This window comes from Streptomyces sp. NPDC048623 (assembly GCF_040650755.1).
GTDB lineage: Bacteria > Actinomycetota > Actinomycetes > Streptomycetales > Streptomycetaceae > Streptomyces.
This window is the reverse complement of record NZ_JBEZHV010000001.1, coordinates 122,731-148,882: the sequence shown is the minus strand read 5'-3', so window position 1 is coordinate 148,882 and position 26,152 is coordinate 122,731. Positions and strand designations below refer to the sequence as shown.

20 protein-coding genes and 1 riboswitch are annotated in these 26,152 nt (G+C 71.8%); of the genes, 9 read left to right on the top strand and 11 right to left on the bottom strand.

What is annotated here, in order from left to right; all coding sequences use genetic code 11:
- Window positions 1-71 precede the first annotated feature (71 nt).
- Together AB0C73_RS00725 and AB0C73_RS00720 are read left to right on the top strand one after the other, a co-directional pair.
- Window positions 72-4,991: a ricin-type beta-trefoil lectin domain protein gene (locus AB0C73_RS00725; protein WP_362523064.1), complete on the top strand. Its 4,920-nt coding sequence runs from the start codon at window positions 72-74 to the stop codon at window positions 4,989-4,991.
- A gap of 15 nt (window positions 4,992-5,006) precedes the next feature.
- The gene (locus tag AB0C73_RS00720) at window positions 5,007-5,690 is read left to right on the top strand and encodes a hypothetical protein (RefSeq protein ID WP_362523062.1); all 684 of its coding nucleotides are present in this window, start codon (window positions 5,007-5,009) and stop codon (window positions 5,688-5,690) included.
- A 60-nt stretch (window positions 5,691-5,750) separates the two neighbouring features.
- Here the strand turns inward: AB0C73_RS00720 and AB0C73_RS00715 are convergent, their stop codons facing one another.
- The 5 genes from AB0C73_RS00715 to thrC form a co-directional block, all read right to left on the bottom strand.
- The gene (locus AB0C73_RS00715) at window positions 5,751-6,230 is read right to left on the bottom strand and encodes an SRPBCC family protein (protein ID WP_362523060.1); all 480 of its coding nucleotides are present in this window, start codon (window positions 6,228-6,230) and stop codon (window positions 5,751-5,753) included.
- A gap of 147 nt (window positions 6,231-6,377) precedes the next feature.
- The gene (gene groL / locus AB0C73_RS00710; protein ID WP_265867324.1) at window positions 6,378-8,000 is read right to left on the bottom strand and encodes a chaperonin GroEL; all 1,623 of its coding nucleotides are present in this window, start codon (window positions 7,998-8,000) and stop codon (window positions 6,378-6,380) included.
- 333 nt (window positions 8,001-8,333) lie between these two features.
- Window positions 8,334-8,540, bottom strand: a complete 207-nt coding sequence (locus AB0C73_RS00705) for a cold-shock protein (protein WP_046911137.1) — start codon at window positions 8,538-8,540, stop codon at window positions 8,334-8,336.
- 421 nt (window positions 8,541-8,961) lie between these two features.
- On the bottom strand, window positions 8,962-9,240 hold the full coding sequence (locus tag AB0C73_RS00700; RefSeq protein ID WP_362523058.1) for a MoaD/ThiS family protein: 279 nt from the start codon (window positions 9,238-9,240) through the stop codon (window positions 8,962-8,964).
- 32 nt (window positions 9,241-9,272) lie between these two features.
- Window positions 9,273-10,586 carry a threonine synthase gene (gene thrC, locus AB0C73_RS00695; RefSeq protein ID WP_362523837.1) on the bottom strand — a complete coding sequence of 438 codons (1,314 nt, stop codon included), beginning with the start codon at window positions 10,584-10,586 and terminating at the stop codon, window positions 9,273-9,275.
- A riboswitch (SAM riboswitch) is annotated at window positions 10,580-10,726 on the bottom strand. It overlaps the preceding gene by 7 nt.
- 121 nt (window positions 10,727-10,847) lie before the next feature.
- Between thrC and AB0C73_RS00690 the strand changes: the two genes are divergently transcribed.
- Both AB0C73_RS00690 and AB0C73_RS00685 read left to right on the top strand, forming a co-directional pair.
- Window positions 10,848-11,801, top strand: a complete 954-nt coding sequence (locus AB0C73_RS00690) for a glucosyl-3-phosphoglycerate synthase (protein ID WP_362523835.1) — start codon at window positions 10,848-10,850, stop codon at window positions 11,799-11,801.
- 65 nt (window positions 11,802-11,866) lie between these two features.
- Window positions 11,867-13,318 carry a trehalose-6-phosphate synthase gene (locus AB0C73_RS00685; RefSeq protein ID WP_362523056.1) on the top strand — a complete coding sequence of 484 codons (1,452 nt, stop codon included), beginning with the start codon at window positions 11,867-11,869 and terminating at the stop codon, window positions 13,316-13,318.
- Here AB0C73_RS00685 and AB0C73_RS00680 read toward each other — a convergent pair.
- Window positions 13,315-14,088, bottom strand: coding sequence for a calcium-binding protein (locus AB0C73_RS00680; protein WP_362523054.1), 774 nt, complete (start codon window positions 14,086-14,088; stop codon window positions 13,315-13,317). The genes AB0C73_RS00685 and AB0C73_RS00680 overlap by 4 nt on opposite strands.
- Window positions 14,089-14,238: 150 nt before the next feature.
- Entirely contained in the window at window positions 14,239-15,414 is a 1,176-nt protein-coding gene (locus AB0C73_RS00675) for an NAD(P)/FAD-dependent oxidoreductase (RefSeq protein ID WP_362523052.1), read from the bottom strand.
- A gap of 160 nt (window positions 15,415-15,574) precedes the next feature.
- Here AB0C73_RS00675 and AB0C73_RS00670 point away from each other — a divergent pair, with 160 nt between their 5' ends.
- Together AB0C73_RS00670 and AB0C73_RS00665 are read left to right on the top strand one after the other, a co-directional pair.
- Window positions 15,575-16,195 (top strand): helix-turn-helix domain-containing protein, encoded by a 621-nt coding sequence (locus AB0C73_RS00670; protein ID WP_362523050.1) that lies wholly within the window; start codon window positions 15,575-15,577, stop codon window positions 16,193-16,195.
- 240 nt (window positions 16,196-16,435) lie between these two features.
- A complete protein-coding gene (locus AB0C73_RS00665) occupies window positions 16,436-18,712 on the top strand; it encodes an immune inhibitor A domain-containing protein (protein ID WP_362523048.1) in 2,277 nt (758 codons plus the stop codon).
- A gap of 67 nt (window positions 18,713-18,779) precedes the next feature.
- Here AB0C73_RS00665 and otsB read toward each other — a convergent pair whose 3' ends face one another.
- From otsB to AB0C73_RS00650, 3 genes are all read right to left on the bottom strand, one after another.
- The gene (otsB, locus tag AB0C73_RS00660; protein ID WP_362523046.1) at window positions 18,780-19,628 is read right to left on the bottom strand and encodes a trehalose-phosphatase; all 849 of its coding nucleotides are present in this window, start codon (window positions 19,626-19,628) and stop codon (window positions 18,780-18,782) included.
- A 324-nt stretch (window positions 19,629-19,952) separates the two neighbouring features.
- Complete coding sequence (locus tag AB0C73_RS00655) at window positions 19,953-20,252, bottom strand: DUF3263 domain-containing protein (RefSeq protein ID WP_362523044.1); 300 nt, start codon at window positions 20,250-20,252, stop codon at window positions 19,953-19,955.
- Window positions 20,253-20,276: 24 nt separating this feature from the next.
- Window positions 20,277-21,578 carry an extracellular solute-binding protein gene (locus AB0C73_RS00650; RefSeq protein ID WP_362523042.1) on the bottom strand — a complete coding sequence of 434 codons (1,302 nt, stop codon included), beginning with the start codon at window positions 21,576-21,578 and terminating at the stop codon, window positions 20,277-20,279.
- A 249-nt stretch (window positions 21,579-21,827) separates the two neighbouring features.
- Between AB0C73_RS00650 and AB0C73_RS00645 the strand changes: the two genes are divergently transcribed.
- From AB0C73_RS00645 to AB0C73_RS00635, 3 genes are all read left to right on the top strand, one after another.
- Complete coding sequence (locus AB0C73_RS00645) at window positions 21,828-22,790, top strand: ROK family protein (RefSeq protein WP_362523040.1); 963 nt, start codon at window positions 21,828-21,830, stop codon at window positions 22,788-22,790.
- Complete coding sequence (gene nagA, locus AB0C73_RS00640; protein ID WP_362523038.1) at window positions 22,790-23,935, top strand: N-acetylglucosamine-6-phosphate deacetylase; 1,146 nt, start codon at window positions 22,790-22,792, stop codon at window positions 23,933-23,935. Before AB0C73_RS00645 ends, nagA begins: the two co-directional genes overlap by 1 nt.
- Window positions 23,936-24,037: 102 nt before the next feature.
- Complete coding sequence (locus AB0C73_RS00635; RefSeq protein ID WP_362523036.1) at window positions 24,038-24,979, top strand: 1-phosphofructokinase family hexose kinase; 942 nt, start codon at window positions 24,038-24,040, stop codon at window positions 24,977-24,979.
- A gap of 67 nt (window positions 24,980-25,046) precedes the next feature.
- Here AB0C73_RS00635 and AB0C73_RS00630 read toward each other — a convergent pair whose 3' ends face one another.
- Window positions 25,047-26,033, bottom strand: a complete 987-nt coding sequence (locus tag AB0C73_RS00630) for a CBM35 domain-containing protein (RefSeq protein ID WP_362523034.1) — start codon at window positions 26,031-26,033, stop codon at window positions 25,047-25,049.
- Between the last annotated feature and the right edge of the window lie 119 nt (window positions 26,034-26,152).

Genomic DNA, 26,152 nt, shown 5'->3' with positions numbered 1-26,152 from the left:
GGGGCGGTCGCCCCCGCCTGCCTTCGCTCGCCATCGCAACGAAGGTTGATCCTTTGCGTCCAAAAACGGGGTTGTTCAGACTCAGAGCACCCATAACCTCCGCGGCGGTCACCTCCGCCGCCGCCCTCGCCGTCCTCGGCGGCCTCGCCGTCCAGCCCGGCGCCCTCGCAGCCGCACCGAGCCTGGCACCGGCGGCCGCGACCGCCGACTCGTACGACGGCTACGACTCCAAGGCCGCCCAGCAACTGCGCGAAGATCAGTGCGTGGCCGCCTTCGCCCTGCGCAAAGGCGGGCCCAGCCTGTTCGCCCTCGCGCAGAACGCCCTCACACTGCCGCCCGATCAGATGCACAAGAAGCTCGACCGGGACCTCTTCAACGACCAGACCCCGCTCCACCAGTCCTTCAACACGGACCACACCGCCACCGACCAGTGGGTCGACAAGGTCAACAAGCAGGGGTACGCCTGGACCAGCACGGTCGGCGGGCTCGAGTCCTACCCGGGCGCGCCCAAGGACGCGAACAAGATCTACGACAAGACCGGGCTGCTGCCGTGGCTGTACCAGCAGTACTTCGAGCCGATCGACCTGTTCTCGCCGTTCTTCGAGCCGTCGCCGACCGCCGACGACAAGACGAAGGCCGCAGCCCTCGCCATCGGCGACCCGCTCTACACCTCCGGCGGCACGCCGCAGGAGCAGGAGGCGTGGAAGCTGTGGAAGAAGAACTCGGGCAAGATCGAGCCCAACCAGATGTTCGTTCCCCGGGTGTTCGCCGATGACGCCCGCGTCTTCCTCTCCTCCGGCGGCTTCCCCCGTACGGCTCCGGCGCCGGACACGGCGGAGTTCCGGATCGCGGTCGAGGACCTGAAGTCCCGTTTCGCGTCGTGCTCGTGGCACGACCCGATCGACCCGAACCGGGTGCTCGGCAAGGAGGTCGCGCAGGCGGCCGCCGAGTGGCAGCAGGAGATCGCCGCGCAGGCCACCCAGCGGCAGCAGATTCTCGCTTCCTCCGCCACCGCCAACAAGGCGCTCCAGGACGGCACGTACACGCTCGGGCAGGTCCTCGGCCAGTCGTGGCTCGCGGACCACGCGACCCGCTGGCAGGACTACTGGGCGGCGGGCGGCGTCGGCTGGATCGGCGAGAGCCCGGTGGCCGTCCAGGTGCCGGGCGCCGCGGGCAACTGCCTTGACGTGCAGGGCGGCGGCAAGACCAACGGCACGCCGGTGCAGATCTACCCCTGCAACAACGGCGCGGCCCAGCAGTGGACGCTGGAGGGCGGCGAGGACGACCTCCACCTCCGTAACGTCAACTCGCAGAAGTGCCTGGACGTGGCCGGAAACGCCTCGGCGAACGGCACGAAGATCCAGATCTATGACTGCTACAAGTCCAAGGGGCAGTCGTGGAAGGGCGACGTCCGCGCGACCTCGCCGCTGAAGAGCGTCTCCACCGGCAAGTGCCTGGATCTGCCCGCGTTCACCAAGAGCACGGACGCGCGGCTGATGGACTGCAAGACCGGCACCGCGCAGCAGTTCCTGATCAAGCCGTCCGGTCACAAGGGCACCGACAGCCTCTCGTACCCGAAGAAGGCGGAGTTCGACCAGGCGAAGAAGATCCTCACCGACGCCCAGGCGGCGGCGAAGACGCAGCTCGCCGCGCTCAAGGCCCAGCTGACGAAGGCCCAGACGGCGGCCACCGCGTCGGACACGGCCGAGCAGGCGGCGTACGGCATCGCGGACGCCGCCGGCGCCCCGCGGGGTCGCGGGCTGCTCGCCGGGCAGCAGAAGGCGCAGGTCACCAAGGGTGCCGTGGCCGCGCTGACGGCGATGGTGAAGGCCGGTGAGACCGCCGAGGCGGCCACCCGGGCCGCCGCCGGGGACAGCCAGACGATCGCGCAGCGCGCGCTCGCCCAGGCCGCGCAGGTGAACGCCGAGTTCCGCAAGGAGGCGGCGTACAAGGCCGAGCTGCAGGCGAAGGCGGCGGCGGACGCGGCCAAGCTGCACCGGGACAACGCGAAGAAGGACAAGGAGACCGCGGAGGCGAAGCTCACCGAGGCCCTGAAGGCCGAGGGCGACGCCAAGGCGGCCGCCGCCGACGCGCACGCCAAGCGGCTCGCGGCGGAGGCCGAGGAGAAGACGGCGAAGGCGGAGAAGGACACCGCCGCCGCCAAGCAGGGCGAGGCCGCCCAGCACAAGACGAACGCCCAGGCCGAGGCGGTGAACGCCAAGGACGCCAAGGAGAAGGCCGAGGCCGCCGAGGCGACTGCCGTCGCGCGGAAGAACGACGCCGTCAAGGCCCGCGACAAGGCCGCCGGTCTGCGCAACGACGCGTGGGACGCGGAGCAGAAGGCGGATGCCGCGCGGGCCAAGGCGGACGCGAAGGAGGCGTTCGCCCAGGCGCACGAGTCCGACGACAGCGCCAAGGAGTCCCGGGCGGCGGCCGACGCGGCCGCCGGGCACGCGGACGCCGCCGAGGCGGCTGCCAAGCGGGCCCGGGGAGAGGCCGACGCCGCCACCGAGGCGGCGGCGGAGGCGGACGCCGCGGCCACCCGCGCCGAGGCGGCCGCCAAGCGGGCCCGCTCCGACGCGGACGCCGCCCAGGCCGCCAAGCTGCGGGCCGATGCCGCCGTCGCGACCGCGACGAGCGCCGCGGCCGATGCCATCGCCGCCTCGCAGCACGCCGCCGCCGAGGCCGCCACGGCCGTGAAGCTCGCGGACGAGGCGGAGCAGCACGCCAAGGACGCCAAGTCCCAGGCGGATCTGGCGAGCAAGGAGGCCGCGAAGGCCCTTGCCGCGTCGGTGAAGGCCGCGGGCTTCGCGTACGTCACGGCGCAGGCCGCCGTCGCCGCGGGCCAGGCCGCCGCCCAGGTCGCCAAGCCGGCCAACGACGCGATCGAGCTCGGCTCGCCCTTCGTCGACAGCGACTCGGCCGCCGGCCTGGTCGTGCTGACCGGGCAGGCGTCGAAGACCCTCGCCGAGCAGCAGCAGGCCGTCGCCGACGCCCACGCCGCGAACGCGCAGGCGGAGGCCGCGGCGGCCAAGGACATCGCCGCCCAGGCCCAGGGCGACACCAAGGCCGCCTACCAGCACGCGGCCAACGCCGCCGCGCACTCGGCGACCGCCCGCGGCTACTCCAAGGAGGCCCTGGGCTACGCGGCCGACGCCGCCAAGGCCGCCTCGAAGGCCTCGGCGTCACTGGCCCGCTCGATCGAGTACGACCGCCAGGCCGCCGCGGACGCCACCGCGGCCGACCAGGCCGCCGGGCGCGCCGAGGGGTACGCGAAGCAGGCCCGCGAGTCCGCGGACCAGGCCGCTCTCGACGCCGCCGCCGCACGCCAGGCCGCGGCCGCGGCCGAGCAGTCGGCCAAGGAGGCCCGCGCGGCCGCCGACCGCGCCGCCACCGCGGCGACGGAGGCCGAACAGGCGGCCAAGGACGCCCTGAAGTACGCCAAGGAGGCGCAGAAGGCGGCCGAGGAGGCGGCGCGCAACGCCGCGAACAAGCAGGTCTCGACCGGTGCGGGCACCGGATTCGGCGGCACGTGGTACGTCGTCGACGAGGACACCGTAGAGATCACCGACGCCAAGCAGCACGAGCCGTGCACCATCGACATCGGCTTCGAGGGCTGCACCGTCACCTTCACGGTGACGTTCAGCGCGGTGGTCGACTTCTTCCTCTGCACCGACGCCGACAGCGTGGCGAACGGCGAGCGCTGCCCGGCCGAGGACTCGGTGCTCATCGAGAGCAAGCGCATCCCGGGCCTGAAGCAGGACGTCACCCGCTACTTCACCAAGCTGGAGCTCATCCAGCAGACCCTCACCTACAAGATCCTCAAGGCGGTGCTGGTCGACGACTTCGTCGAGTGCTGGCACGGCAGCGCCAGTTCCTGCGCCTGGGCGGCGAGCAACTTCATCCCGGGCAAGGCGTTCGGCAAGGTCTTCGAGGCGATCAACGCCCTCGACGCCGCGATGAAGACCGGCATCGGCGTCGCCGACGCCTTCAAGGCCCTCAAGGCGCTCGACATCGACCCGGCGTCCCTCGCCAAGATCTCGCAGCAGGTCAACATCTACGAGGACGCCTTCACCGCCTGCGTACGCAACAGCTTCCCGGGGCAGACCCAGGTGCTGATGGCGGACGGTTCGCACCGGGCCATCCGGCAGGTACGGATCGGGGACCTGGTGAAGGCCACCGACCCGGCCACCGGCGAACTGCGGACCCAGCGGGTCACCGCGACCTTCGCGCACGACACCGAGCGCCTGATCGACATCACGGTGGGCGACGGGAGCACGGTGGCCAGCACCGCCGGCCACAAGCTCTTCGTCATCGGCCGCGGCTGGCGTACGGTCTCCGAGCTGCGCACCGGCGACCGGCTGCGCACCCCGGACGGCCAGGTCCGTACGGTGACGGCACTGCGCGACCGCGCGGGGCTGCCGGCGACCATGGTGTACGACCTGACGGTCGACGGCCCGCACACCTTCTTCGTCCGCACGACAGGCGGGCGGGGCGGCCAGGCCCAGGACCTTCTCGTCCACAACTGCCTGAACCTCGTGGCGGACGAGGGCAAGAACGGCGCACACACCCTGGGCGCGCATGTCCTCACCGAGGAGCAGGCGAAGGAGAAGGCCCTCAAGGACGGCATCGCGACGGTCTGGAACGACGAGGACACGGCCGTGCGCTGCGTCAACGAGGCGTTCCAGCAGTGGCTGGCGCGCAGCCCGAAGAACGGGAAGAAGCTCACGGACTGGATCACCGCACAGCGGAAGAAGCCGAGCTCGGAGATCTTCGATCCCCGCTACGACCTCTTCACCTTCGAGTGGGAGCTGCGGGGTGAGGGCTCGCTGGGCAAGGTCTGGCACGCGGGCGCGCAGACGCCGGTGAACGCGGGCAACAAGGTGGTCATCAACATCAAGGCGGTACGGGGGAAGGGGAACGCGCATCCTGGGGACCCGGTCACGAACGTCCCGAACAACTTCGTGATCTACACCGCCTACCCGAAGTAGGGGAGGAGAGAGAACATGGCGCACCCACACCCCCACCCTCACCCTCACCCTCACCGGCACCTCGGTGTCGACATCGGGCTCAGCGGGCTGATCAAGTGGATCTGCTACCCCCGGGTCAACAGTGAGGCCGCCGGCCTGGACGTCGTCAGGAGCGGTGCCGACCGCTTCGACGGGCGGTTCGCCCATCAGCTGCTGCGGGACTGCCTCGTACTCCTGGGGTCTCCGCTGTCCAGCCGGGAGATCGAGGTCCTCTGGCTGGCGGGGACGTTCCGGGCGTTCGACCTGGAGCGCCTCGGGATCGACGGCCGGGTGTGGCTGCGCCGTATCGCGGACATCTGCACCGACAGGATCCGCCGCGACGACCCCTCCTTCACGCCCGCCGCTGCCGCGACGGTGGTGGACGAGGCGGTGAGGGAGGCGGTCTTCGCCGAGATCGAATCGGTCGGGCCCGCCCTGGAACAGGCCACGGCCCACCACTCGTACCACCCGCTCGACGGTGTCGTCCCGGCCCTGCGCCGGGCGGCCGAGGCCGATGCGGACCTCGGGTTCCGGCTGTTGCTCCGGGCGCTGAAGGGGTACTTCGTACCGATCAGCGAGGCACGGTACGAGCGCTACCTCGCGCTCGGGGACGAGCTCGGTCTCGGTGAGGACGTCGTGGACGACCGGGACTTCAACATCTGGTCCGATCTGACGGACTGACGGACTGGCCGACCGAGGGACCGAGGGACCGAGGGACCGAGGACGATGGCGCGGGCGGGCTCACGCCTGCGCCATCGTCCTCAGGTGCTCGGCCAGCCGGTCGTACTGCTCCCGCACCCCCGTCTCCATCCCCGCCGCCAGCGCCTGGTCCCGTATCTCCGTCGTCGGCCAGAGCGACGTGCTGGTCAGGGCCGTACCGCCGTCCGGTGTCGCGTCGAAGGTCAGCGTCACATGGACCGGGTCGGCGCCCGGCATCTGCTCGAAGAGCTCCGTGTAGACGAGGCGCTCGCCCGGGACGATCTCCTCGTACGTGCCGGAGAAGACGATCTCCTGGCCGTCGGGGCCCCGCTGGCCCCAGCGCCACGTGCCGCCCGGCCGCAGGTCGATGTCGCAGACGGACATGGTCAGGGCGGCGATCCCGTACCACTCCCGTACGTGCTCGGGCCGCGTCCACGCCTCCCAGACCCGGGCCGGCGGCGCGTCGAAGGTACGGGTGATGACCAGCTCGCGGTCCGCCGGTGTCGTCAGCAGCGTGATCATGGCGTACTCCCGCCGTGAGGGTCTCCCCTCACCAGCATCACCCCGAACGCCCGAGGGCGGCACCCCCGGCTGGGAGTGCCGCCCTCGGCAGGAAACTGGGTCGACCCCGTGCACCGGACGGAATCCGGCGCATCGAGAGGATCAGACTCAGAAGTCCATGTCACCGCCCGGCATGCCGCCACCGGCCGGCGCGGCGGCCTTCTCCGGCTTGTCGGCGATGACGGCCTCGGTGGTGAGGAACAGGGCCGCGATGGAGGCGGCGTTCTGCAGCGCGGAGCGCGTCACCTTGGCCGGGTCGATGATGCCCTCGGCGATCATGTCGACGTACTCGCCGGAGGCGGCGTTCAGGCCGTGGCCGACGGGCAGGTTGCGGACCTTCTCCACCACGACGCCACCCTCGAGGCCGGCGTTCACGGAGATCTGGGTCAGCGGGGCGGCCAGCGCCTTGCGGACGATCTCGGCACCGGTGGCCTCGTCGCCGTCCAGCTCCAGCTTCTCGAAGACGGAACCGGCCTGCAGCAGCGCCACGCCACCACCGGCGACGATGCCCTCCTCGACGGCGGCCTTCGCGTTGCGGACGGCGTCCTCGATGCGGTGCTTGCGCTCCTTGAGCTCGACCTCGGTCGCGGCACCGGCCTTGATGACGGCGACGCCACCGGCGAGCTTCGCCAGGCGCTCCTGGAGCTTCTCGCGGTCGTAGTCCGAGTCGGAGTTCTCGATCTCGGCGCGGATCTGGTTCACGCGGCCCGCGACCTGCTCGCTCTCGCCGGCACCGTCGACGATGGTGGTCTCGTCCTTGGTGATGACGACCTTGCGGGCGCGGCCCAGGAGGTCGAGACCGGCGTTCTCCAGCTTGAGGCCGACCTCCTCGGAGATGACCGTGCCGCCGGTGAGGATGGCGATGTCGTTCAGCATGGCCTTGCGGCGGTCGCCGAAGCCCGGGGCCTTGACGGCGACGGACTTGAAGGTGCCGCGGATCTTGTTGACGACCAGGGTCGACAGGGCCTCGCCCTCGACGTCCTCGGCGATGATCAGCAGCGGCTTGCCGGACTGCATGACCTTCTCCAGGAGCGGGAGCAGGTCCTTCACGGAGGAGATCTTGGAGTTGACGATGAGGATGTACGGGTCCTCGAGCGCGGCCTCCATGCGCTCCATGTCGGTCGCGAAGTACGCCGAGATGTAGCCCTTGTCGAAGCGCATGCCCTCGGTGAGCTCCAGCTCCAGACCGAAGGTCTGGGACTCCTCGACCGTGATGACGCCTTCCTTGCCGACCTTGTCCATGGCCTCGGCGATGAGCTCGCCGATCTGGGTGTCGGCGGCGGAGATGGAGGCGGTGGAGGCGATCTGCTCCTTGGTCTCGACCTCCTTGGCCTGGTCGAGCAGCGCACCGGAGACGGCCTCGACGGCCTTCTCGATGCCGCGCTTGAGGGCCATCGGGTTGGCGCCGGCGGCGACGTTGCGCAGGCCCTCGCGGACCAGGGCCTGGGCCAGAACGGTGGCGGTGGTCGTACCGTCGCCGGCGACGTCGTCCGTCTTCTTGGCGACTTCCTTGACCAGCTCGGCGCCGATCTTCTCGTACGGGTCCTCGAGCTCGATCTCCTTGGCGATGGAGACACCATCGTTGGTGATCGTGGGGGCGCCCCACTTCTTCTCGAGGACGACGTTGCGGCCCTTGGGGCCGAGGGTGACCTTGACGGCGTCAGCGAGCTGGTTCATGCCGCGCTCGAGACCGCGCCGGGCCTCCTCGTCGAACGCGATGATCTTGGCCATGTGAAGTGGTCCTCCCGGACATGGGGTGGATAACGCTCCAGGACCGCGCCGACGCCCGCGACGGACGGTCGGCGCGTCCTCGTGGTTCCTTGCCCCACGCGGCCGGCGACCTCGTCTGCCCGATCCTCGTAGCACTCTCAGCGTGAGAGTGCTAACGCCAATGATTAGCACTCGGCCTATGTGAGTGCAAGCGACTACGGAGGATCCGCCCGTCCTGTGGACGCGCACGGGCACCCGAGGGGCGCCCGCCCGCAGGAACGCGCGAGGGGCCCGCATCCCGGTCAGGATGCGGGCCCCTCGACGGAAGTGCGTCGGTGGCCGATCGCGCCGCGCTCAGGCGGTGGCGAGCTTGACCATGTCCGCCTGCGGGCCCTTCTGGCCCTGCGAGATCTCGAACTCGACCCGCTGACCTTCTTCGAGGGTGCGGTAGCCGTCCATCTGGATCGCGCTGTAGTGGACGAAAACATCCGCACCACCGTCGACCGCGATGAAGCCGTAGCCCTTCTCCGCGTTGAACCACTTGACGGTGCCCTGAGCCATGCCTAACTCCCCTATTACTGGCCCTTGCGCGGATCCGCACTTCGCGGACCCGGGTCAGACCCTGCGCCGGAACGCGTCGACCGCGGCTGAATGTATCTGCCCAACTGCCCTCTGCAACAGGTCAATCGGACGAGAATTCTGGGCACGACGGAATGGGGAATCAGGGAGAACTGGCCGAATTACGGGGCAAGTCGGGCCCGGCAAAAGGCGCACATGGGGCAGATGGCGCGGGCACTTTGGCTGCTTCTTGTCGGGTCGGGGCGCATTCTCATATGCACCTGGCAACAGCAGCGGAGGGGACTTCCCCAACTCTACCGCGCTCAACCCTGCAGAATTGCCCCTTCCGCTTCTTCCCGCGGAAGGGGCAATTCAGTACTGATCGGTAATCCCGACGGGTACCGCCGGTAAGTCCCGTCTCGGCTCAGCAGCCGCCGGCGACGGCCGGGATGATCGAGACGCCGGCGCCGTCCGGCGTGGCCGTCTCCAGGCCCTGCTCGAAGCGCACGTCGTCGTCGTTGACGTACACGTTGACGAAGCGGCGCAGCTTGCCCTGGTCGTCGAGGACGCGGGCGGCGATGCCGGTGTGGTTCTTCTCCAGGTCGGCGATGACCTCGGCGAGGGTGCCGCCCTCGGCGGGGACCTCGGCCCGGCCGCCGGTGTAGGTGCGGAGGATGGTGGGGATGCGGACGTTCACGGCCATGTCTTCGTAACCTCTCAGCGTTCGGGCGGGTCTCAGTGGGCCAGGCCCGCGTCGCGGAACGCGTCCAGGCTCGGGCGGATGGTGGCGGTCGCCTGCGAGCCTTCGGCCACGGCGTCCAGGGTCTTGAGGCCGTCGCCGGTGTTGAGGACCACCGTCGTCAGCGTGGGGTCGATGAGCCCCGCCTCGACCAACTTCTTCGTGACGCCGACGGTCACGCCGCCCGCGGTCTCGGCGAAGATGCCCTCGGTCTGCGCGAGCAGCCTGATGGCCTCGACGACCTGCTCGTCGTTCACGTCCTCGACCGCGCCGCCCGTCCGGCGGGCGATGTCGAGGACGTACGGGCCGTCGGCCGGGTTGCCGATGGCCAGCGACTTGGCGATGGTGTTGGGCTTCTGGGGCCGTACGACGTCGTGGCCGGCCTTGTAGGCGACGGAGACCGGGGAGCAGCCCTCGGCCTGGGCGCCGAAGAGCTTGTACGGCTTGTCCTCGACCAGGCCGAGCTTGATGAGCTCCTGCAGACCCTTGTCGATCTTCGTGAACTGGGAGCCGGAGGCGATCGGGATGACCAGCTGGTCGGGCAGCCGCCAGCCGAGCTGCTCGCAGATCTCGTACGCGAGGGTCTTGGAGCCCTCGCCGTAGTACGGGCGCAGGTTGACGTTGACGAAGCCCCAGCCCTCGCCGAGCGGGTCGCCGATGAGCTCCGAGCAGAAGCGGTTGACGTCGTCGTAGTTGCCCTCGATGGCGACGAGGTCGCCGCCGTAGACGGCGGCCATGACGACCTTGCCCTGCTCCAGGTCGTGCGGGATGAACACGCAGGAGCGGAAGCCGGCGCGGGCGGCGGCGGCGCCGACGGCGCCGGCCAGGTTGCCGGTGGAGGAGCAGGAGAGGGTGGTGAAGCCGAAGGCGCGGGCGGCCTCGATGGCCTGGGCGACGACCCGGTCCTTGAAGGAGTGGGTCGGGTTGCCGGAGTCGTCCTTGACGAAGAGCTTGCCGGGCTCGACGCCGAGCTCGCGGGCCAGGTTGTCGGCCTGGACGAGCTTGGTCCAGCCGGGGTTCAGGTTGGGCTTGTCGGCGACGTCGGCGGGGACGGGCAGCAGCGGGGCGTAGCGCCAGATGTTCGCGGGACCGGCCTCGATGCGCTTGCGCAGCGCCTCGGGGTCGCCGGTGGGCAGGTCGTAGGCGACTTCGAGCGGGCCGAAACAGAGCTCGCAGGCGAAGATCGGGCCGAGCGGGAAGGTCTCACCGCATTCGCGACAGGAGAGCGCGGACGCGGGACCGAGGTCGACGGAGGTGGTCGCGGATACGACGGTCTGAACAGCCATGGAGGCGAGGCCCTTTCTCCTCATCTTCCTCATGGCGAACGTCGCCATGAGACGGATTTGGCACCTTCCCTAGTCGGGGGACCTCGCTGGAGGACGAGTAGTGACCGACTGGAGGGTTGCCGGGGCTTCAACGGGCCGTATCCCTCTGCCCCTCTGGATGAGCGGTATTCGGTTGTGAAACGCGGGCGGCACCCCGACATGCATCGGACATCCGCGTTGTTCAAGACTGTAACCGAAGCCTTCGAGGGTGGAACCGGTCGTCCGATCCGCGAGATGGAGATCACGTTGCTGGAAGAAGTGGAGCGCTGGCTGGCCCGGCGGTCCTGGTCGGTGGCCGACCGTCCGCTGGAGCGGGTCCTCGCGGCCAAGCGGGGGACGACCGTCAGCGTCGTGCTGCCGGCACTGAACGAGGAGGCGACGGTCGGCGCGATCGTCTCCGTGATCCGCCGCGAGCTGATGACGGACGCGGTGCCGCTGGTGGACGAGCTCGTCGTCGTCGACTCGGGTTCCACGGACCGTACGGCGGAGGTGGCCGCGGCGGCCGGCGCGCGGGTGGTGGCGCGGGACGCGATCCTGCCGCGGATACCGGCGGTGCCCGGCAAGGGCGAGGTGCTGTGGCGGTCACTGATGGTGACCGAGGGGGACATCGTCTGCTTCGTGGACGCGGACCTGAAGGACTTCTCGGCGGACTTCGTGACCGGCATCGTGGGCCCGCTCCTGACGGACCCCGAGGTGCAGTTCGTGAAGGCGATGTACGACCGCCCGCTGGGCGATGCCCCTGGTCAGGGGGGCCGGGTGACGGAGCTGGTGGCGCGGCCGCTGCTCAATCTGCACTGGCCGCAGCTGGCGGGTTTCGTGCAGCCGCTGGGCGGCGAGTACGCGGCGCGGCGCTCGCTGCTCGAACGGCTGCCGTTCCCGGTCGGTTACGGAGTGGAGCTGGGCCTGCTCGTCGACGCGCTGCACACGGTGGGCCTGGACGCGCTCGCGCAGGTGGACGTGGGGGTCAGGAAGCACCGGCACCAGGACGGGCGGGCGCTGGGCCGGATGGCGGCGGCGATCTACCGGACGGCGCAGCTGCGCCTGTCGCGCGGGCATCTCGTACGGCCGCGGCTGACGCAGTTCGAGCGGGGCGAGGACGGGGAGCCGGGCTTCACCCCGCGTACGTACGAGGTGGACACGGAGGAGCGGCCGCCGATGACGGAGATCGCGGAGTACGCGGAGCGCCGACGCGTGGCCTGAAACCTCGGCGTCACGGTCTCAAATACGTACGTTTGAGCGTTTACGGGACGGGCTAGGTTCGCCGTATGGCTTCTGTGCTCGTCGCATCCAACCGCGGCCCGGTCTCGTACACCGTGCGGGACGACGGATCGCTGAACGCCCGGCGGGGCGGCGGCGGCCTGGTCTCGGGCCTGAGCGCGGTGTCGTCCGAGGACAGCGTGTGGGTGTGCGCGGCGCTCGGGGAGGGTGACCGGGAGGCGGTGCGGCGCGGGGTCGCCGAGCCGGGTGTCCGGATGCTGGACATCGCGCCGGAGGTGTACGCGGACGCGTACAACGGCATCGCGAACTCGGTGCTGTGGTTCCTGCACCACCATCTGTACGACGTGCCGCGCGAGCCGGTCTTCGACGCGGCCTTCCGCCGCCGCTGGGAGTCGTACCGCGCCTACAACCGCGCCTTCGCCGAGGCGCTCGCGGACGCCGCCGACGAGGGCGCGGCGGTGCTCGTGCAGGACTACCACCTGGCGCTGGTCCCCGGGATGCTCCGCGAGCTGCGCCCGGACCTGCGGATCGGGCACTTCACGCACACGCCGTGGGCGGCGCCGGCCTACCTGCGCATGCTGCCGGAGGACATCCTCCAGGAGCTGCTGTGGGGGATGCTCGGCGCGGACGAGCTGGGTTTCCACACCTGGGGATGGGCGTCCGCGTTCATCCAGGGCGCCCGCATCGACAGCCCCCAGGGGTACGCGGAGGGCGTGTGGCCCAGCGGGGACCCCTGGCGCGGAGTGGAGCACGGCCGGTGGGACGGCCCGGGCCGGAGCAGACGGCGCACCCGGGTGCGTGCGTACCCGCTGGGCGTGGACGGCGACGACCTGCTCGCCCTGGCCCACCGCCCCGAGGTGGACGCCCGCCTGGCCTCACTCCGTGCCGAGGTCGGAGACCGGAAGACCATCGTCCGGGTCGACCGCACCGAGCTGTCGAAGAACATCCTGCGCGGCCTCCTCGCCTACCGCGAACTGCTCACCACCCACCCCGAGTGGCGCGGCCGGGTCGTCCACCTGGCCTCCGCCTACCCCTCGCGCCAGGACCTGGAGTCCTACCGCGCGTACACGGCCTCCGTCGTCGCCCTCACCGAGGAGATCAACGCCGAGTTCGGCACCCCCGACTGGCAGCCGGTCCTGGTCTCCGTCGAGGACGACTTCACCCGCTCCCTCGCCGCGTACCGCCTCGCCGACGTGGCCCTGGTCAACCCGGTCCGCGACGGCATGAACCTGGTCGCCAAGGAGATCCCGGTGGTCTCCGAGGCCGGCTGCGCGCTCGTCCTCTCCCGCGAGGCCGGCGCCCACGAGGAACTCCGCGGGGACGCCCTGACGGTGAACCCCTTCGACATCACAGAAACCGCCGAGGCCCTCCACGACGCCCTGTCGATGCCCCCGACCGAACGCACCGACCGCACAAAGCGCCTCGCCACCGCGGCCACCGCCCTCCCACCCCAACGCTGGTTCCTGAACCAACTGGAGGCCCTGCGGGAGCAGTCCTAGCGGACGTCGACGAAGTCGGCGTTCGAGATGCGGGGCTGCGCCCAGGTGGTGGCCGGGTAGTACCAGCGCCAGTAGCCGTCGGCGGACGCCGTGAGCGAGGCCTTCAGGTAGCCGGTCGAGTTCGTCGTCACGGTCCTCACCGTGGTGTACCCGGTGCACGGATACGTGCAGTACTGGAGCTGGACGGACTGTCCGGAGAGAGCGGTCCAGGTGTTGGTGTCCCAGTTGGCCGCGGTGAGCCTGCCGGAGGCGGTGAGGGTGGTGCCCTTGCGCACCGGCTCGGGGCCCGCGTCCATCGTCAGGGCCGTCTGCCGACGCAGGCCGACGGACGGGAAGTCGCCGCTCGCGTAGTCCCCGTCCTGGGCCTCCACCTGGACGTAGGCCCACCAGCCGTTCCGCCCCGCGAGCGAGTTGTAGATCACGTCGGAGCGCGGGTCGAAGGTGAAGGTGCGGGAGCAGGTCTTCACCGTGCCCGTGCCGGAGCAGGTGGCGAGACCGTGGACGTCGAAGCGCAGGTTGTCGCCACTCCGCTGCTCCAGGTGCATCCAGACCGCCTTCAGCCCGGAGTCCTCGCTGATGGTGGCGGTGACCGTCACGCTCTTCACCGCCGTACCGAGAACGATGTCCTGCCCTCCGTTGACGACCACCTTGGTGATCTGCAGATTGCCGGTGGCGGCCTGGGCGGTCGGCGCGACGACCGCGGCGGTGGCCAGGCTGCCGACGGCCGCGGTGGTCGCGAGGCCGGCACGGAAGAGCGCGCGCAGGCGCATGAGGTCCCCCCCTGGGACGAGTACGGAGGAGATCCGGCCCCCCGGCAGGATCTCGAAGGTGGGAGGAGTGTACGGGGCGGCGCTCGCCGAGGCTGGTCGGGGCGCCCGCCGCTTGACCGCCACCGCCCGGTGATCACGCCCCGGGCGGGGTCACCGGCGCGCAGACTCAGGCCGCGCGGCGTCCGTCGGCCAGACCGCGTCCGGGAAGAGGGGGGCGTCGGTGTCGGGGTCGGGGATGAGGTCGGCGAGCATGTGGGCGGCGGTCTGGGCGTGGGTGTGGGCGCGGGGGAGCATGACGTTCTCGTAGGCGTCGAGGGCCGCTTCGACGGTGGGGTGGTCGAGTACGGCGCGGGCGAGGTCGGCGCCGTCGAGCAGGGCGAGGTTGGCGCCGGTGCCGACGGGCGGCATCACGTGGGCGGCGTCGCCGAGCAGGGTGACGCCGGGGACGCGCGGCCAGGTGTGCGGGAGGGGCAGGACGTGCACGGGGCGGTTCACGAAGTCGCCGTCGTTGTCGCGCAGGAGGGCGAGCAGGCTCTCGTCCCAGCCCTCGTAGCGGGCGAGGAGCCGGGTGCGTACGGAGCCGGTGTCGGCGAGGTCGAGGCCGGCGTGCCAGTCCTCGGGCCCGCGGAAGACGACGTAGCCGCGGACGTGTCCGTCGCTGTTGCGCTGCAGCACCAGGCTGTCGCGGCCGGCCTTGGCCGACATGGTGCCGTCGCCGACCAGGCGGGCGATGCCGGGGTGGCGGCGGTCGACGTCCTCGAAGCGGACCTCGACCATCGTCACGCCGGAGTACGCCGGCCGGGCGCCGGAGAGCGCGGGCCGCACCCGTGACCAGGCTCCGTCGGCGCCGACCACCAGGTCGAACTCCTCGGCGGTGCCGTCCTCGTGGTGCAGCCGCGCGGTGCCGTCGGGCAGCGGCGTGACGGACCGCGCCGCCCGGCCCCAGCGGACCGTGCCCGGAGCGAGGGAGTCGAGCAGCAGGGCGCGCAGCCGTCCGCGGTCGATCTCGGGCCTGCTCAGGTCGCCCTCCGGGGCCCGGTCGTGCCGTACGAGCGTGGCGTGCCGGTCGTACAGGCGCCACTCCTGGCCCTCGGGCCGGGCCAGCGCGAGGAAGCCGTCGAGGAGTCCGGCGGCGCGCAGGGCCGCCTGGCCGGTCTCCTCGTGGATGTCGAGGGTGCCGCCCTGCGCACGGGAGTCGGGGCCGCCGTCCCGTTCGAAGACGGTGACCGGCACGCCGTGCCGCTGGAGGACGCGGGCGCAGACGAGACCGCCGGGGCCCGCGCCGACGATCGCGACGCGCGGACGAGGACGGGTGGTGAGGGACATGGGGAAGCACGCTCCGTTCGACGGATGGGCGGGAAGGGGCGTCGGCGAGATGCCGTCGCCCTCTTCACGGAATCACAGCCGCTCCAAAAGTACAACCGATTCGATTTTGGAGCTGATCGCCTTGACTATCGGATCCGCCAGGCAGGGGTACGATGCCGCCATGGCTGAGACCACCGGGCGCCGCGAGCGCAAGAAGGCCCAGACGCGGCAGGCACTGACCGACGCCGCCGTCCGGCTGTTCACCGAGCGCGGCTACGACGCCGTCGGCGTCCGCGAGGTGGCGGAGGCCGCCGACGTCTCGCTGAGCACGCTCTTCAAGCACTTCCCCGGCAAGGAGGCCCTCGTCTTCGACCTGGACGAGGACCTGGAGAGCGCGCTGGTCGCGGCGGTACGCGACCGGGCCCCCGGCCGGTCGGTCCTGCACGCCCTGCGCGACCACCTGGTGGACACCCGTACCGCCGTACGGACCGACGACCCGACCCACGTCCTGGTCGAGTCGACGCCGGCGCTGCGGGACTACGCCCGGCGCATGTGGTCACGCCACGAACAGGCGCTGGCCGCCGCGCTCGCCGAGGCCACCGGCCTGGCCGCGGACGACCTCGCCGTCACCGGCCTCGCCCGCTTCGCCCTGGAGGCCCCGGACCTGGCCCGCCGGACGGGCGACGACCCGGCCCGGGCGCTCCGCGAGCTGTTCGCCCTGCTGGAACACGGCTGGAAGGACACGCCGTTGGCGGACCCGGCCCCGGCGGCCGGGAGTCCCGCCCCCGGCCGGACGGGCTGACGCCCGGCCCGAACCGGCCCGGCCCAACCGGACCCTGCCCCTCCCCTACCCCACCCCTATGTACGGAGAGGGAATTCCTCGGGATCTCCCCCCTCCTCCTGCGCGTCCTTCCGTGCCAGACTCGCGCCGATCGTTCCCCCAGGCGATCCGTAAGTCTCCTACGGAACCACGCGAACCATGCGGCACCCCGCATGCGAGCGAAGGGATCGCGCAGCCTTGAAGAAAAAGATGGTTGTGGGCATGACCCTCGGGTCGGCGCTCACCGCACTCCTCGCCGCGGGACTCACCCCCGCCGTGGCGCAGGAAGCCCCGGACGGCAGCCAGAGCGCCACCACCGCGCCGCGGTCGGACGACCGGCCCGGGCCGCTCAGCAAGCAGCGCAGCGAGCTGCGCAAGCAGGCGATCGACCTGGTCGCCAAGGGCAAGGCGAAGGCGAACGCCCGCGGCGTCGTCGAGGTCGCGCCCGGCAAGTTCGCCGAGACCGAGACCACGACGGCGACCCGGCAGGAGAAGATCTTCACGATCCTCTCCGAGTTCGGCGACCTGAGCTCCGGCAAGCTCGGCACGGCCCCCGGCCCGCTGCACAACCAGATTCCGCAGCCGGACCGCAGCACCGACAACTCCAACGCCTGGACCGCGGACTTCTCCAAGGCCTACTACGAGAACCACTTCAACGGCTCCGGCGAGTCGATGAAGACGTTCTACGAGAAGCTGTCGAGCGGCCGCTACTCCGTCGCCAACACCGTCGAGGACTGGGTCAAGGTCCCCAACAACGCCTCCTACTACGGCGACAACTCGGTCGAGGACACCGGCGGCTCCTGGGCCTTCATCCAGGACTCCGGCGACGCCTGGTGGAACGCGCAGCTCGCGGCCGGCAAGACGCCCGCCGAGATCGACGCGTACCTCGCGCAGTTCGACGTCTGGGACCGCAACGACTGGGACCACGACGGCAACTTCGACGAGGCCGACGGCTACATCGACCACTTCCAGGCCGTGCACGCCGGCATGGGCGAGGACGCGGGCGGCGGCGCGCAGGGCGAGGACGCCATCTGGTCGCACCGCTGGTACGTCAACGGCGACGACTACGGCCTCACCGGCCCCGACGTCTCCGGCACCCAGAACAAGGCGGGCGGCGCCCGCATCGGCCAGTCGAAGTACTGGCTCGGCGACTACACCACCGAGCCCGAGAACGGCGGACTCGGCGTCTTCTGCCACGAGTTCGGCCACGACCTCGGCCTGCCGGACTTCTACGACACCAACGGCGGCGAGAACTCCACCGCCTTCTGGACCCTGATGAGCTCCGGCTCCTGGCTCGGCCACGGCGCCGCCGCCAACGAGGGCATCGGCACCCACCCGGGTCTCATGGGCGCCGAGGAGAAGCTGTTCCTCGGCTGGCTGGACTACGCCGACGCGCCGCTCGGCGCCACCGGCTCGTACACCCTGAGCCCCGCCGCCCTCCAGGTCGCCGGCAAGGCGCAGGCCGTCCGCATCGCGCTCCCCGACAAGGCGAGCAGCACCACCTACACGACGCCGGCCTCCGGCTCGCACGCCTGGTGGACCGGCTCGGCCGACGGACTCAACCAGTCCCTCACCCGCTCCGTCCCCGCCAGCTCGCGGGTCACGGTCAAGGCGAGCGCCTGGTACGAGATCGAGGCGGACTACGACTACCTCTTCGCCGAGTACTCCCTCGACGGCGGCGCGAACTGGCAGCGCGCGGGCGCCGGGGTCTCCGGCTCCTCCGCCGGCAAGTGGACGACGCTGCGCTTCTCGTACGACTCCGCGGGCCTGCCCTCGCTGTTCCGCTTCCGCTACCAGACGGACGGCGGCGTGCACTTCGCCGGCGCGTTCCTCGACGACATCACCTTCGGCTCCGGCGGCACCACGCTCGCGACCGACGACGTCGAGCAGGGCACCAACGGCTGGACCGCGCAGGACCGCTGGAAGATCTCCACCGGCACCGAGACGGCCACCGCGCCGCGCTACTACCTGGTGGAGAACCGCGAGTACGTCGGCGCCGACGCGCTCCTCGCCGAGGGCCCGTACCAGTTCAGCAAGGGCATCACCGCCCCCGACTGGGTCGAGTTCTTCACGTTCCAGAACGGCATGCTGGTCTGGTACGTGGACCGCTCCTTCGACGACAACAACGTCAGCACCCACCCGGGCGGCGGCTCGGCGATGGTGGTCGACGCCCGTCCGACGCCGTTCCGCTGGGACGACGGCACCGCGCCCAGCAACCGCCGTCAGCCCTTCGACGCCACCTTCGGCCTGGAGCCGACGGACGCGACCTGCCTCCACAAGGAGGTCCTGGCCGGCAAGGGCAAGCAGCAGTCGGTCGTGACGAAGGCGGCCTGCGCCCCGTCCGTCCCCGGCCTGCCGGTCTTCGAGGACACCGACCCGAACGCCTACTACGACGCGACGGCCCCCCAGGCCAGCGTGAAGGTCGCGGGCCACGGCACGAAGGTCACGATCACCGGTGACGCGGGCGACGACCTGACGATCAGCGTGGTGAACCCGTAAGGCCGCGTAGGCCGACAGGATGAAGGGCCCCGGACCGCAGTGCGGTCCGGGGCCCTTCGTCATCCCGTCAGCGTCCCTTCATCGCCTCCGCGAGCGCCGCAAGCAGGTCCACCACCGCCGCCGGGCCCGCCACCGTGAGGTCGGCGCGGGCGGCGAGGTCGGGGACCGCGGAGGATTCGGCGGCGGAGCAGACGAGGAGGCCGGGGGTGCCGTCGGAGCGCAGTTTCTCGACGGCCGCGTAGGCCGCGAGGTCGCCCAGGTCGTCACCCGCGTACAGGACGGCTCCGGCGCCGGTCTCGCGCAGGTAGTCGGCGAGGGCCACGCCCTTGTCCATGCCCGGCGGGCGCAGCTCCAGGACCAGGCGGCCCGGTTCCAGGACCAGGCCGTGGTGGGTGGCGAGGTCGCCGAGGGGGCCCTTCAGGGCCTCGAAGGCGCCCTGCGGGTCCTCGGCCCGGCGGGTGTGGACGGCGACCGCGCGGCCCTTCTCCTCGATCCAGACGCCGGGCCAGGCGCCGATCCGGTCGAGGAAGCCGGGCAGCTCGGCACGGACCGAGGCGACGCCCGGGTGTGGGGCGGAGGCCTGGACGGTGCCGGAGACGGCGTCCCAGCGCTCGGCGCCGTAATGCCCGAGGACGACCAGGTGCTCAAGGCCCGGGACGCCGGCGAAGCCCCCGTACCGTACGGCCACTCCGGCGGGCCGGCCGGTGACCACGACGACGGCCGCCAGATGCGGGGCGAGGGCGGCGAGGGCGGGCACGGCGCCGGGGTGGGCGCGGGCCTGCTCGGGGTCGGGGACGATCTCGGCGAGCGTCCCGTCGAAGTCCAGGGCCACGACGGCCTTCTCGGGCCGCGCGAGAAGCGCGGCGAGTCCGTCGCGGCCGGCGGCTGTGGTCGGGTGCGGAAGGCTGCTGACCATGCGTACGACCCTACCGATGCCGGGCCGTCCCGTCAGCGGCACGGGCAGCAGGCTGGGCGGGCGCCCGTCCCGTGAGCGGCACGGGCAGCAGGCCGGGCGAGCGGGCACACAGCCGAGCGGGCGGCCAAGCAGGCGGCCGAGCGGGCGGCGCGGGCGGCGTGCAGGCAGCGCGCGGGTCCGCGTACGCAAAGCCGGGCAGGCGGCCGCGTAGTCGGCGTACGCACAGCGGCACGCCGACCCGGCTGCCGACCCGCCCGGCGGCGCGGGCGGCGTGCAGGCAGCGCGCAGGTCGGCGTACGGACAGCGAACCGCCCCGCGGGGCCGTCAGCGGCGGGTGCGCCGTTCGTCGCGGACCCGGCGGAGGCGGTTGACCGTGACCGGGTCGTGGGCCAGGGCCCGCGGGTCGTCGAGCAGGGCGTTGAGCAGCTGGTAGTAGCGGGTGGCGGACAGGCCGAGCTGTTCGCGTACGGCCCGCTCCTTGGCGCCGGGGCCGGGCCAGGAGCGCCGTTCCACGGCGAGGACGGCCCGCTCGCGTTCGCTGAGCGCGGCCGCGGCCGCACCGGCACCCGCACCCGCACCCGCCGCCTCCGGCACCGCGGACGGCTCCCCTGTTTCGCTGGTCATACAGACCAATTTATGCGGTGCGGTCTATTCGGAGGACTCGGCCGCCGCCGCCTGCCGGGCCAGGCGCGCCAGTACGTCCGAGGACTTGGCGCCGGGTTCCACCGCCTTGCCGATGTCCTTCTTCACGTTGCTGCTGACCTGCGCCCAGGACGTCTTGCCGACCGGCGGCAGCTGGGACTCGGGCAGCGCCTCCAGGAACTCGCGCAGCTCGGCCGACTCCGGGTCGGCCTGCATGGCCGCGGAGGCGGTGACGGTGGCGGGCAGCAGGTCGTTGTCGCCCGCGAACTTCAGGACGTTCTTGTCGTCGAAGACGAAGTCCAGGAAGGCGCCGATCTCCTTGCGGTGCCCGTTCTGCCTGAAGCCCATGATCCAGTCGGCGACGCCCATGGTGGCCCTGGCCTTGCCGTCGACGCCGGGCAGCGGCACCTTGCCGACCTTGACGCCCTTCTTGGCGGCCTCCTGCATGAGCGAGGGGTGCCCGTTGAGCATGCCGACCTCGCCGCGCGCGAAGGCCGCGAAGGCCTCCTTGCGGTTGAGCTCGCCGGGGGCGGTGGGGCCGGTGAGGCCCTTGGCGACGAGGTTGTCACGCAGCCACTCGAAGGTGTCGAGGTTGGCCTCGGAGTCCAGGTCGTAGTGGCCGGCGCCGTCGATGTAGCCACCGCCGCCGCTGAGCAGCCACATCATGGTCTCGGCCTGGGCCTCCTCGGGCCCGAGCGGCAGCGCGAAGGGGTACGTGACGCCCTTCTTGTCCAGCTTCTTCGCGGCCGCGGCGAGCTCGGCCCAGGTGGTCGGGGCCTTGTCGACGCCCGCCTCCTCGAAGAGGTCCTCGTTGTAGAACATCAGCCGCGTGGAGGCGACGAAGGGCAGGCCGTACTGGGTGCGCTTGTACTCGCCGGCGTCGACGAGCGGCGCCAGGAAGTTGGCCTGTACGGGGATCGAGAGCAGCTCGTCGGCGGCGTAGAGCTGCTCGGCGGCCGCGTAGTCGGCGTACGCGCCGATCTGGGCGATGTCGGGCGCCTCGCCCGCCTTGACCAGCTCGGCGACCTTGCGGTCGACGTCGTTCCAGGACTCGATCTGCACCTGGACCTTCACGCCCGGGTTCTTCGCCTCGAAGGCGGTGACCAGGCCCTCCCAGTACTTCTTGGTGGAGTCGCCGCCCGACAGGTCGTAGTCGGCCGCCACCAGCTTCAGGGTGACGTCACCGCCGCCGTCGCCGCCGAGGGTGCCGCAGCCGGAGAGGCCGGCGGTCAGTCCGAGTGCCGTGGCCGCCGCGGCCAGTCCCAGGAATCGTCGCCGCTGCACAGCCGTAACCCACCTTTTGCTCATCGTCGAGGCAATGTTCGGCCGCAAGTTTCCCCCGCACCTTCACCGGAGGTCTACACCACTCGCATATCGCTTCGGCAACGCATTGCCGCGCGGTGCCGCCGCATTGCCGCACACCGCCGCCGCATCGCCGTGCGGTGCGGCGCACCCCCGCGCACGACCTGGCCAGGCCCCACCCGCTTTTGTATCCGTCCGCAACAATCCATCACAGTGGACTAGACCTTTCGGGGGCTGACACGCGACACTGTCCCCGTGAGACACGTCATCGCCCTCGATGTGGGCGGCACCGGCATGAAGGCCGCCCTCGTCGGGGCGGACGGCACCCTGCTCCACGAGGTCCGGCGCGCCACCGGCCGCGAGCGCGGGCCCGAGGCCGTCGTCGAGACGATCCTCGGGTTCGCCGAGGAGCTGCGCGCCCTCGGCCAGGAGCGGTACGGCGAGCCCGCCGCGGCCGCCGGCGTCGCCGTCCCCGGCATCGTCGACGCCGCGAACGGCATCGCCGTCTACGCCGCCAACCTCGGCTGGCGCGACGTCCCCCTGCGCGCCCTGCTCAGCGAACGCCTCGGCGGCATCCCCGTGGCCCTCGGCCACGACGTGCGCACCGGCGGCCTCGCCGAGGGCCGGATCGGCGCGGGCAACGGCGCCGACCGCTTCCTCTTCGTGCCGCTCGGCACCGGCATCGCCGGCGCCATCGGCATCGGCGGTGCCATCGAGGCCGGCGCCCACGGCTACGCGGGCGAGATCGGCCACATCGTCGTCCGCCCGGGCGGTACGGAGTGCGGCTGCGGCCAGCGCGGCTGCCTGGAGCGGTACGCCTCCGCCTCCGCCGTCTCCCTCGCCTGGGCCGAGGCCTCCGGCGGCCCCGACGCCGACGCCGCCGACTGCGCCAAGGCCGTCGAGTCCGGGGATCCGGCCGCCGTACGGGTCTGGCAGGACGCCGTCGACGCGCTCGCCGACGGTCTGGTCACGGCCCTCACCCTGCTGGACCCCCGCACGCTCATCATCGGTGGCGGTCTCGCCGAAGCAGGGGAAACGTTGTTCACACCCCTTCGGGCCGCCGTGGAGGAGCGCGTCACGTTCCAGAAGCTGCCCGCCATCGTCCCGGCGGCCCTCGGGGACACCGCCGGATGCCTGGGCGCGGGCCTCCTCGCCTGGGACCTGCTCGCCGACCAGAGCTCCCTCGACCGCCCCACCGACTCGGAGGTATCCGCCTGATGGCCGTTTCCACTGTTCTCACCGGGGCCCGTGTGGTGCTGCCGACCGGGACCGTCGAGAACGGACGGGTGATCGTCGAGAACGGCCGCATCGCGGGCAGCGCCGCGGAGGGCGCCCCCACCCTCGACCTGTCCGGCCACTGGCTGGTGCCCGGCTTCGTCGACATGCACAACCACGGCGGCGGCGGCGCGTCCTTCACCTCCGGCACCGTGGACGAGATCCTCACCGGCGTCCGCACCCACCGGCAGCACGGCACGACCACCGTCGTCGCCTCCTTCGTCACCGGCGACATGGACTTCCTCGGCCGGCGGGCCGGACTGCTCTCCGAGCTCGCCGAGCAGGGCGAGATCGCCGGCATCCACTTCGAGGGCCCGTTCATCTCCCCGTGCCGCAAGGGCGCCCATGACGAGACCCTGCTGCGCGACCCCGAGCCCGCCGAGGTGCGCAAGCTGATCGACGCCGCGCGCGGCCAGGCCCGCATGGTCACCCTCGCGACCGAGCTGCCGGGCGGCCTCGACTCCGTACGGCTGCTCGCCGAGCACGGCGTGATCGCCGCCATCGGCCACACCGACGCCACGTACGAGCAGACGCGGGCCGCCATCGACGCGGGCGCCACCGTCGCCACCCACCTCTACAACGCGATGCCCGGCCTCGGGCACCGCGCGCCCGGCCCGATCGCCGCGCTCCTGGAGGACGAGCGGATCACCGTCGAGCTCATCAACGACGGCACCCACCTGCACCCGGCCGCCCTGGAACTGGCCTTCCACCACGCCGGTCCGGAGCGGGTCGCCTTCATCACCGACGCCATGGACGCGGCCGGCTTCGGCGACGGGCGCTACATGCTCGGCCCGCTGGAGGTCGAGGTGAAGGACAGCGTCGCGCGGCTCGTCGAGGGCGGCTCCATCGCCGGCTCGACGCTCACCCTCGACCGCGCGTTCAAGCGCGCCGCGACCGTCGACGGACTCCCCGTCGAGTCCGTCGTCCAGGCCATCTCCGCCAACCCCGCGAAACTGCTCGGCGTGTACGACCGGGTCGGCTCCCTGGAGCCCGGCAAGGACGCCGACCTCGTGGTCCTCGACGCGGACTTCGAGCTCAAGGGCGTGATGCGCAAGGGCGCGTGGGTGGTTGAGCCCAAGCTGGGCTGATTTCGCCGCCACCGTCTCCAGGCGGTTGGTCCGGGGGTCTGGGCCAACCGCCTTCTGTTTGGCATGATCAGGGCGCCTGGCGACAACAGGGGAGGTGGGCCGGTGATCCTGACCGTCACGCTCAACACCGCGCTCGATCTCACCTATCGCGTCCCCGCGCTCCTCCCGCACGCCTCGCACCGCGTCACCCAGGTCATCGAACGCCCCGGCGGCAAGGGCCTCAACGTCGCCCGCGTGCTCGGCGCACTCGGCCACGAGACCGTCGTCACCGGCTTCACGGGCGGCGCCACCGGCGCGACCGTACGCGCGCTGCTCGCCGCCACCACCGCCGGACTCCCCGGCCGGGTCCACGACGAACTGGTCCCGATCTCCGGCGGCACCCGCCGCACCGTCGCCGTCGTCGACGCGGCCACCGGCGACACCACCCAGCTCAACGAACCGGGCCCGGCCGTCACCGCCGCCGAATGGGCCGCGTTCACCGCCCGCTTCACCGAACTCCTCGACGGCGCCCGGGCCGTGGCGCTGTGCGGCAGCCTCCCGCCGGGCATCCACGTCGGCGCGTACGCCGAACTCGTCCGCCTCGCCCGCGCCGCCGGCGTCCCCGCCCTGCTCGACACCAGCGGCGAACCGCTGCGCCGCGGCATCGCCGCCCGCCCCGAACTCATCAAGCCCAACGCGGCCGAACTCGCCCAGCTCACCGGCTCCCGCGAGCCCTACCGGGCCACCCGCGACGCCCGCCGCCGCGGCGCCCACGCCGTCGTCACCTCCCTCGGCCCCGACGGCCTGCTCGCCGCCACCCCGGACGGCCTGTGGCAGGCCGCCCCGCCGGCCCCGGTGAAGGGCAACCCGACCGGCGCGGGCGACTCGGCGGTCGCCGCGCTGCTCGCCGGCCTGGTCGACGGCGCCGACTGGCCCACCCGCCTCAGCCACGCCGTCGCCCTCTCCGCCGCGACCGTCCTCTCCCCGGTGGCCGGCGAGTTCGACGAGTCCGCCTACGAGTCCCTGCTTCCCCGCATCACCGTCCACGACCGGGCGGCGGCGTAACCGCGCCTGCTCCGAGAAACGGGAGAGGGCCCCCGCGGGGGCCCTCGTCGTCGTCTGTCCGTCCGGCCTACGCGTTCGGCCGGATCTCCAGCCAGTCGAAGATCACGTCACACTGGTTGCCCGGCTCGCACGACATCTTGATCGTGTTCTGCCCCTGCTTGAGATCGACCGGCGCCCAGGTGGTCTGCCAGTTCTTCTCCAGGTTCGGGTCCGAGGAGTGGATGAAGTTCTTCAGGCCTATCGGGTTCGTGTTGGCCTTGTCGTTCACCGTCAGCGTCGCGAAGGCGTCCTTCGCCGGGATCGCGTAGCGCACGTACAGCTTGTAGGTGCCGGCGCTCTCGACGTCCGCCTGCCAGGTCACCGAGGACCCGAGCGCGTTGAAGCCGGTGACGTACGCGCCGTCCGCGCCCTCCGCGCCCTTGATGTCCCTGGCGAGGGCCGCCGAGCCGCCCAGCTTCAGCGTCGCCGCGTCCTGCTGCGGCAGCGCCTGCGGGGCCTTCGTGGCCTGGGTGGGGGCCTCCGAGGGGGACTGCGAGACCTGGGTCGGCGCGCCCGTCGGCGTGACGCCGCCCGCGCCGTCCGTCTTGTCACCGCTGTTGGCGATCACGGCGGCGGTGATGCCGGCCACGACGACCGCGACGACCGCGATGGCGCCGATCAGCAGGCCCTTGGTGTTGGGGCCGCGGCCGCCGGTGCCGCGCCCGGCGGGCTGGGCGGGGCCGGGGCGGTACGTGCCGTTGCCGCCGCCGCCCGGGTAGGTCTCGGGCGCCGCGTACTGCGGGTTCGGCTGCCCGTAACCCGGCTGCTGCTGTCCGTAACCCTGCTGCTGCGGGAGCTGCGCCGCCGCCTGCTGGTGGCCGCCGTACTGCCGCTCGCCGACCGCGCGGACCTGGTTGTACGAGGTACGGGGCACGCCCGGCTGCGCCGCCGGACCCGGGTAGCCGTAGCCGCCGCCGGAGGGTGGCTGCGCACCCGCCGCCTGGCCGTCGGCGTACAGATAGCCGAACGGATCGTCGTCCTCGGGCTTGTTCGTGCCGTCGTTACCGGCAGCCATCCGGGTCACTCCTATCCACTGCTCGCCAGCCGTCGCCGACCGGCCGAGCCTACCTCTTGCTGCTGTGTGACCGGTTCGGCGCTTCGTGTACGTCCGGTGAACGACCCTCGCGCACAGGC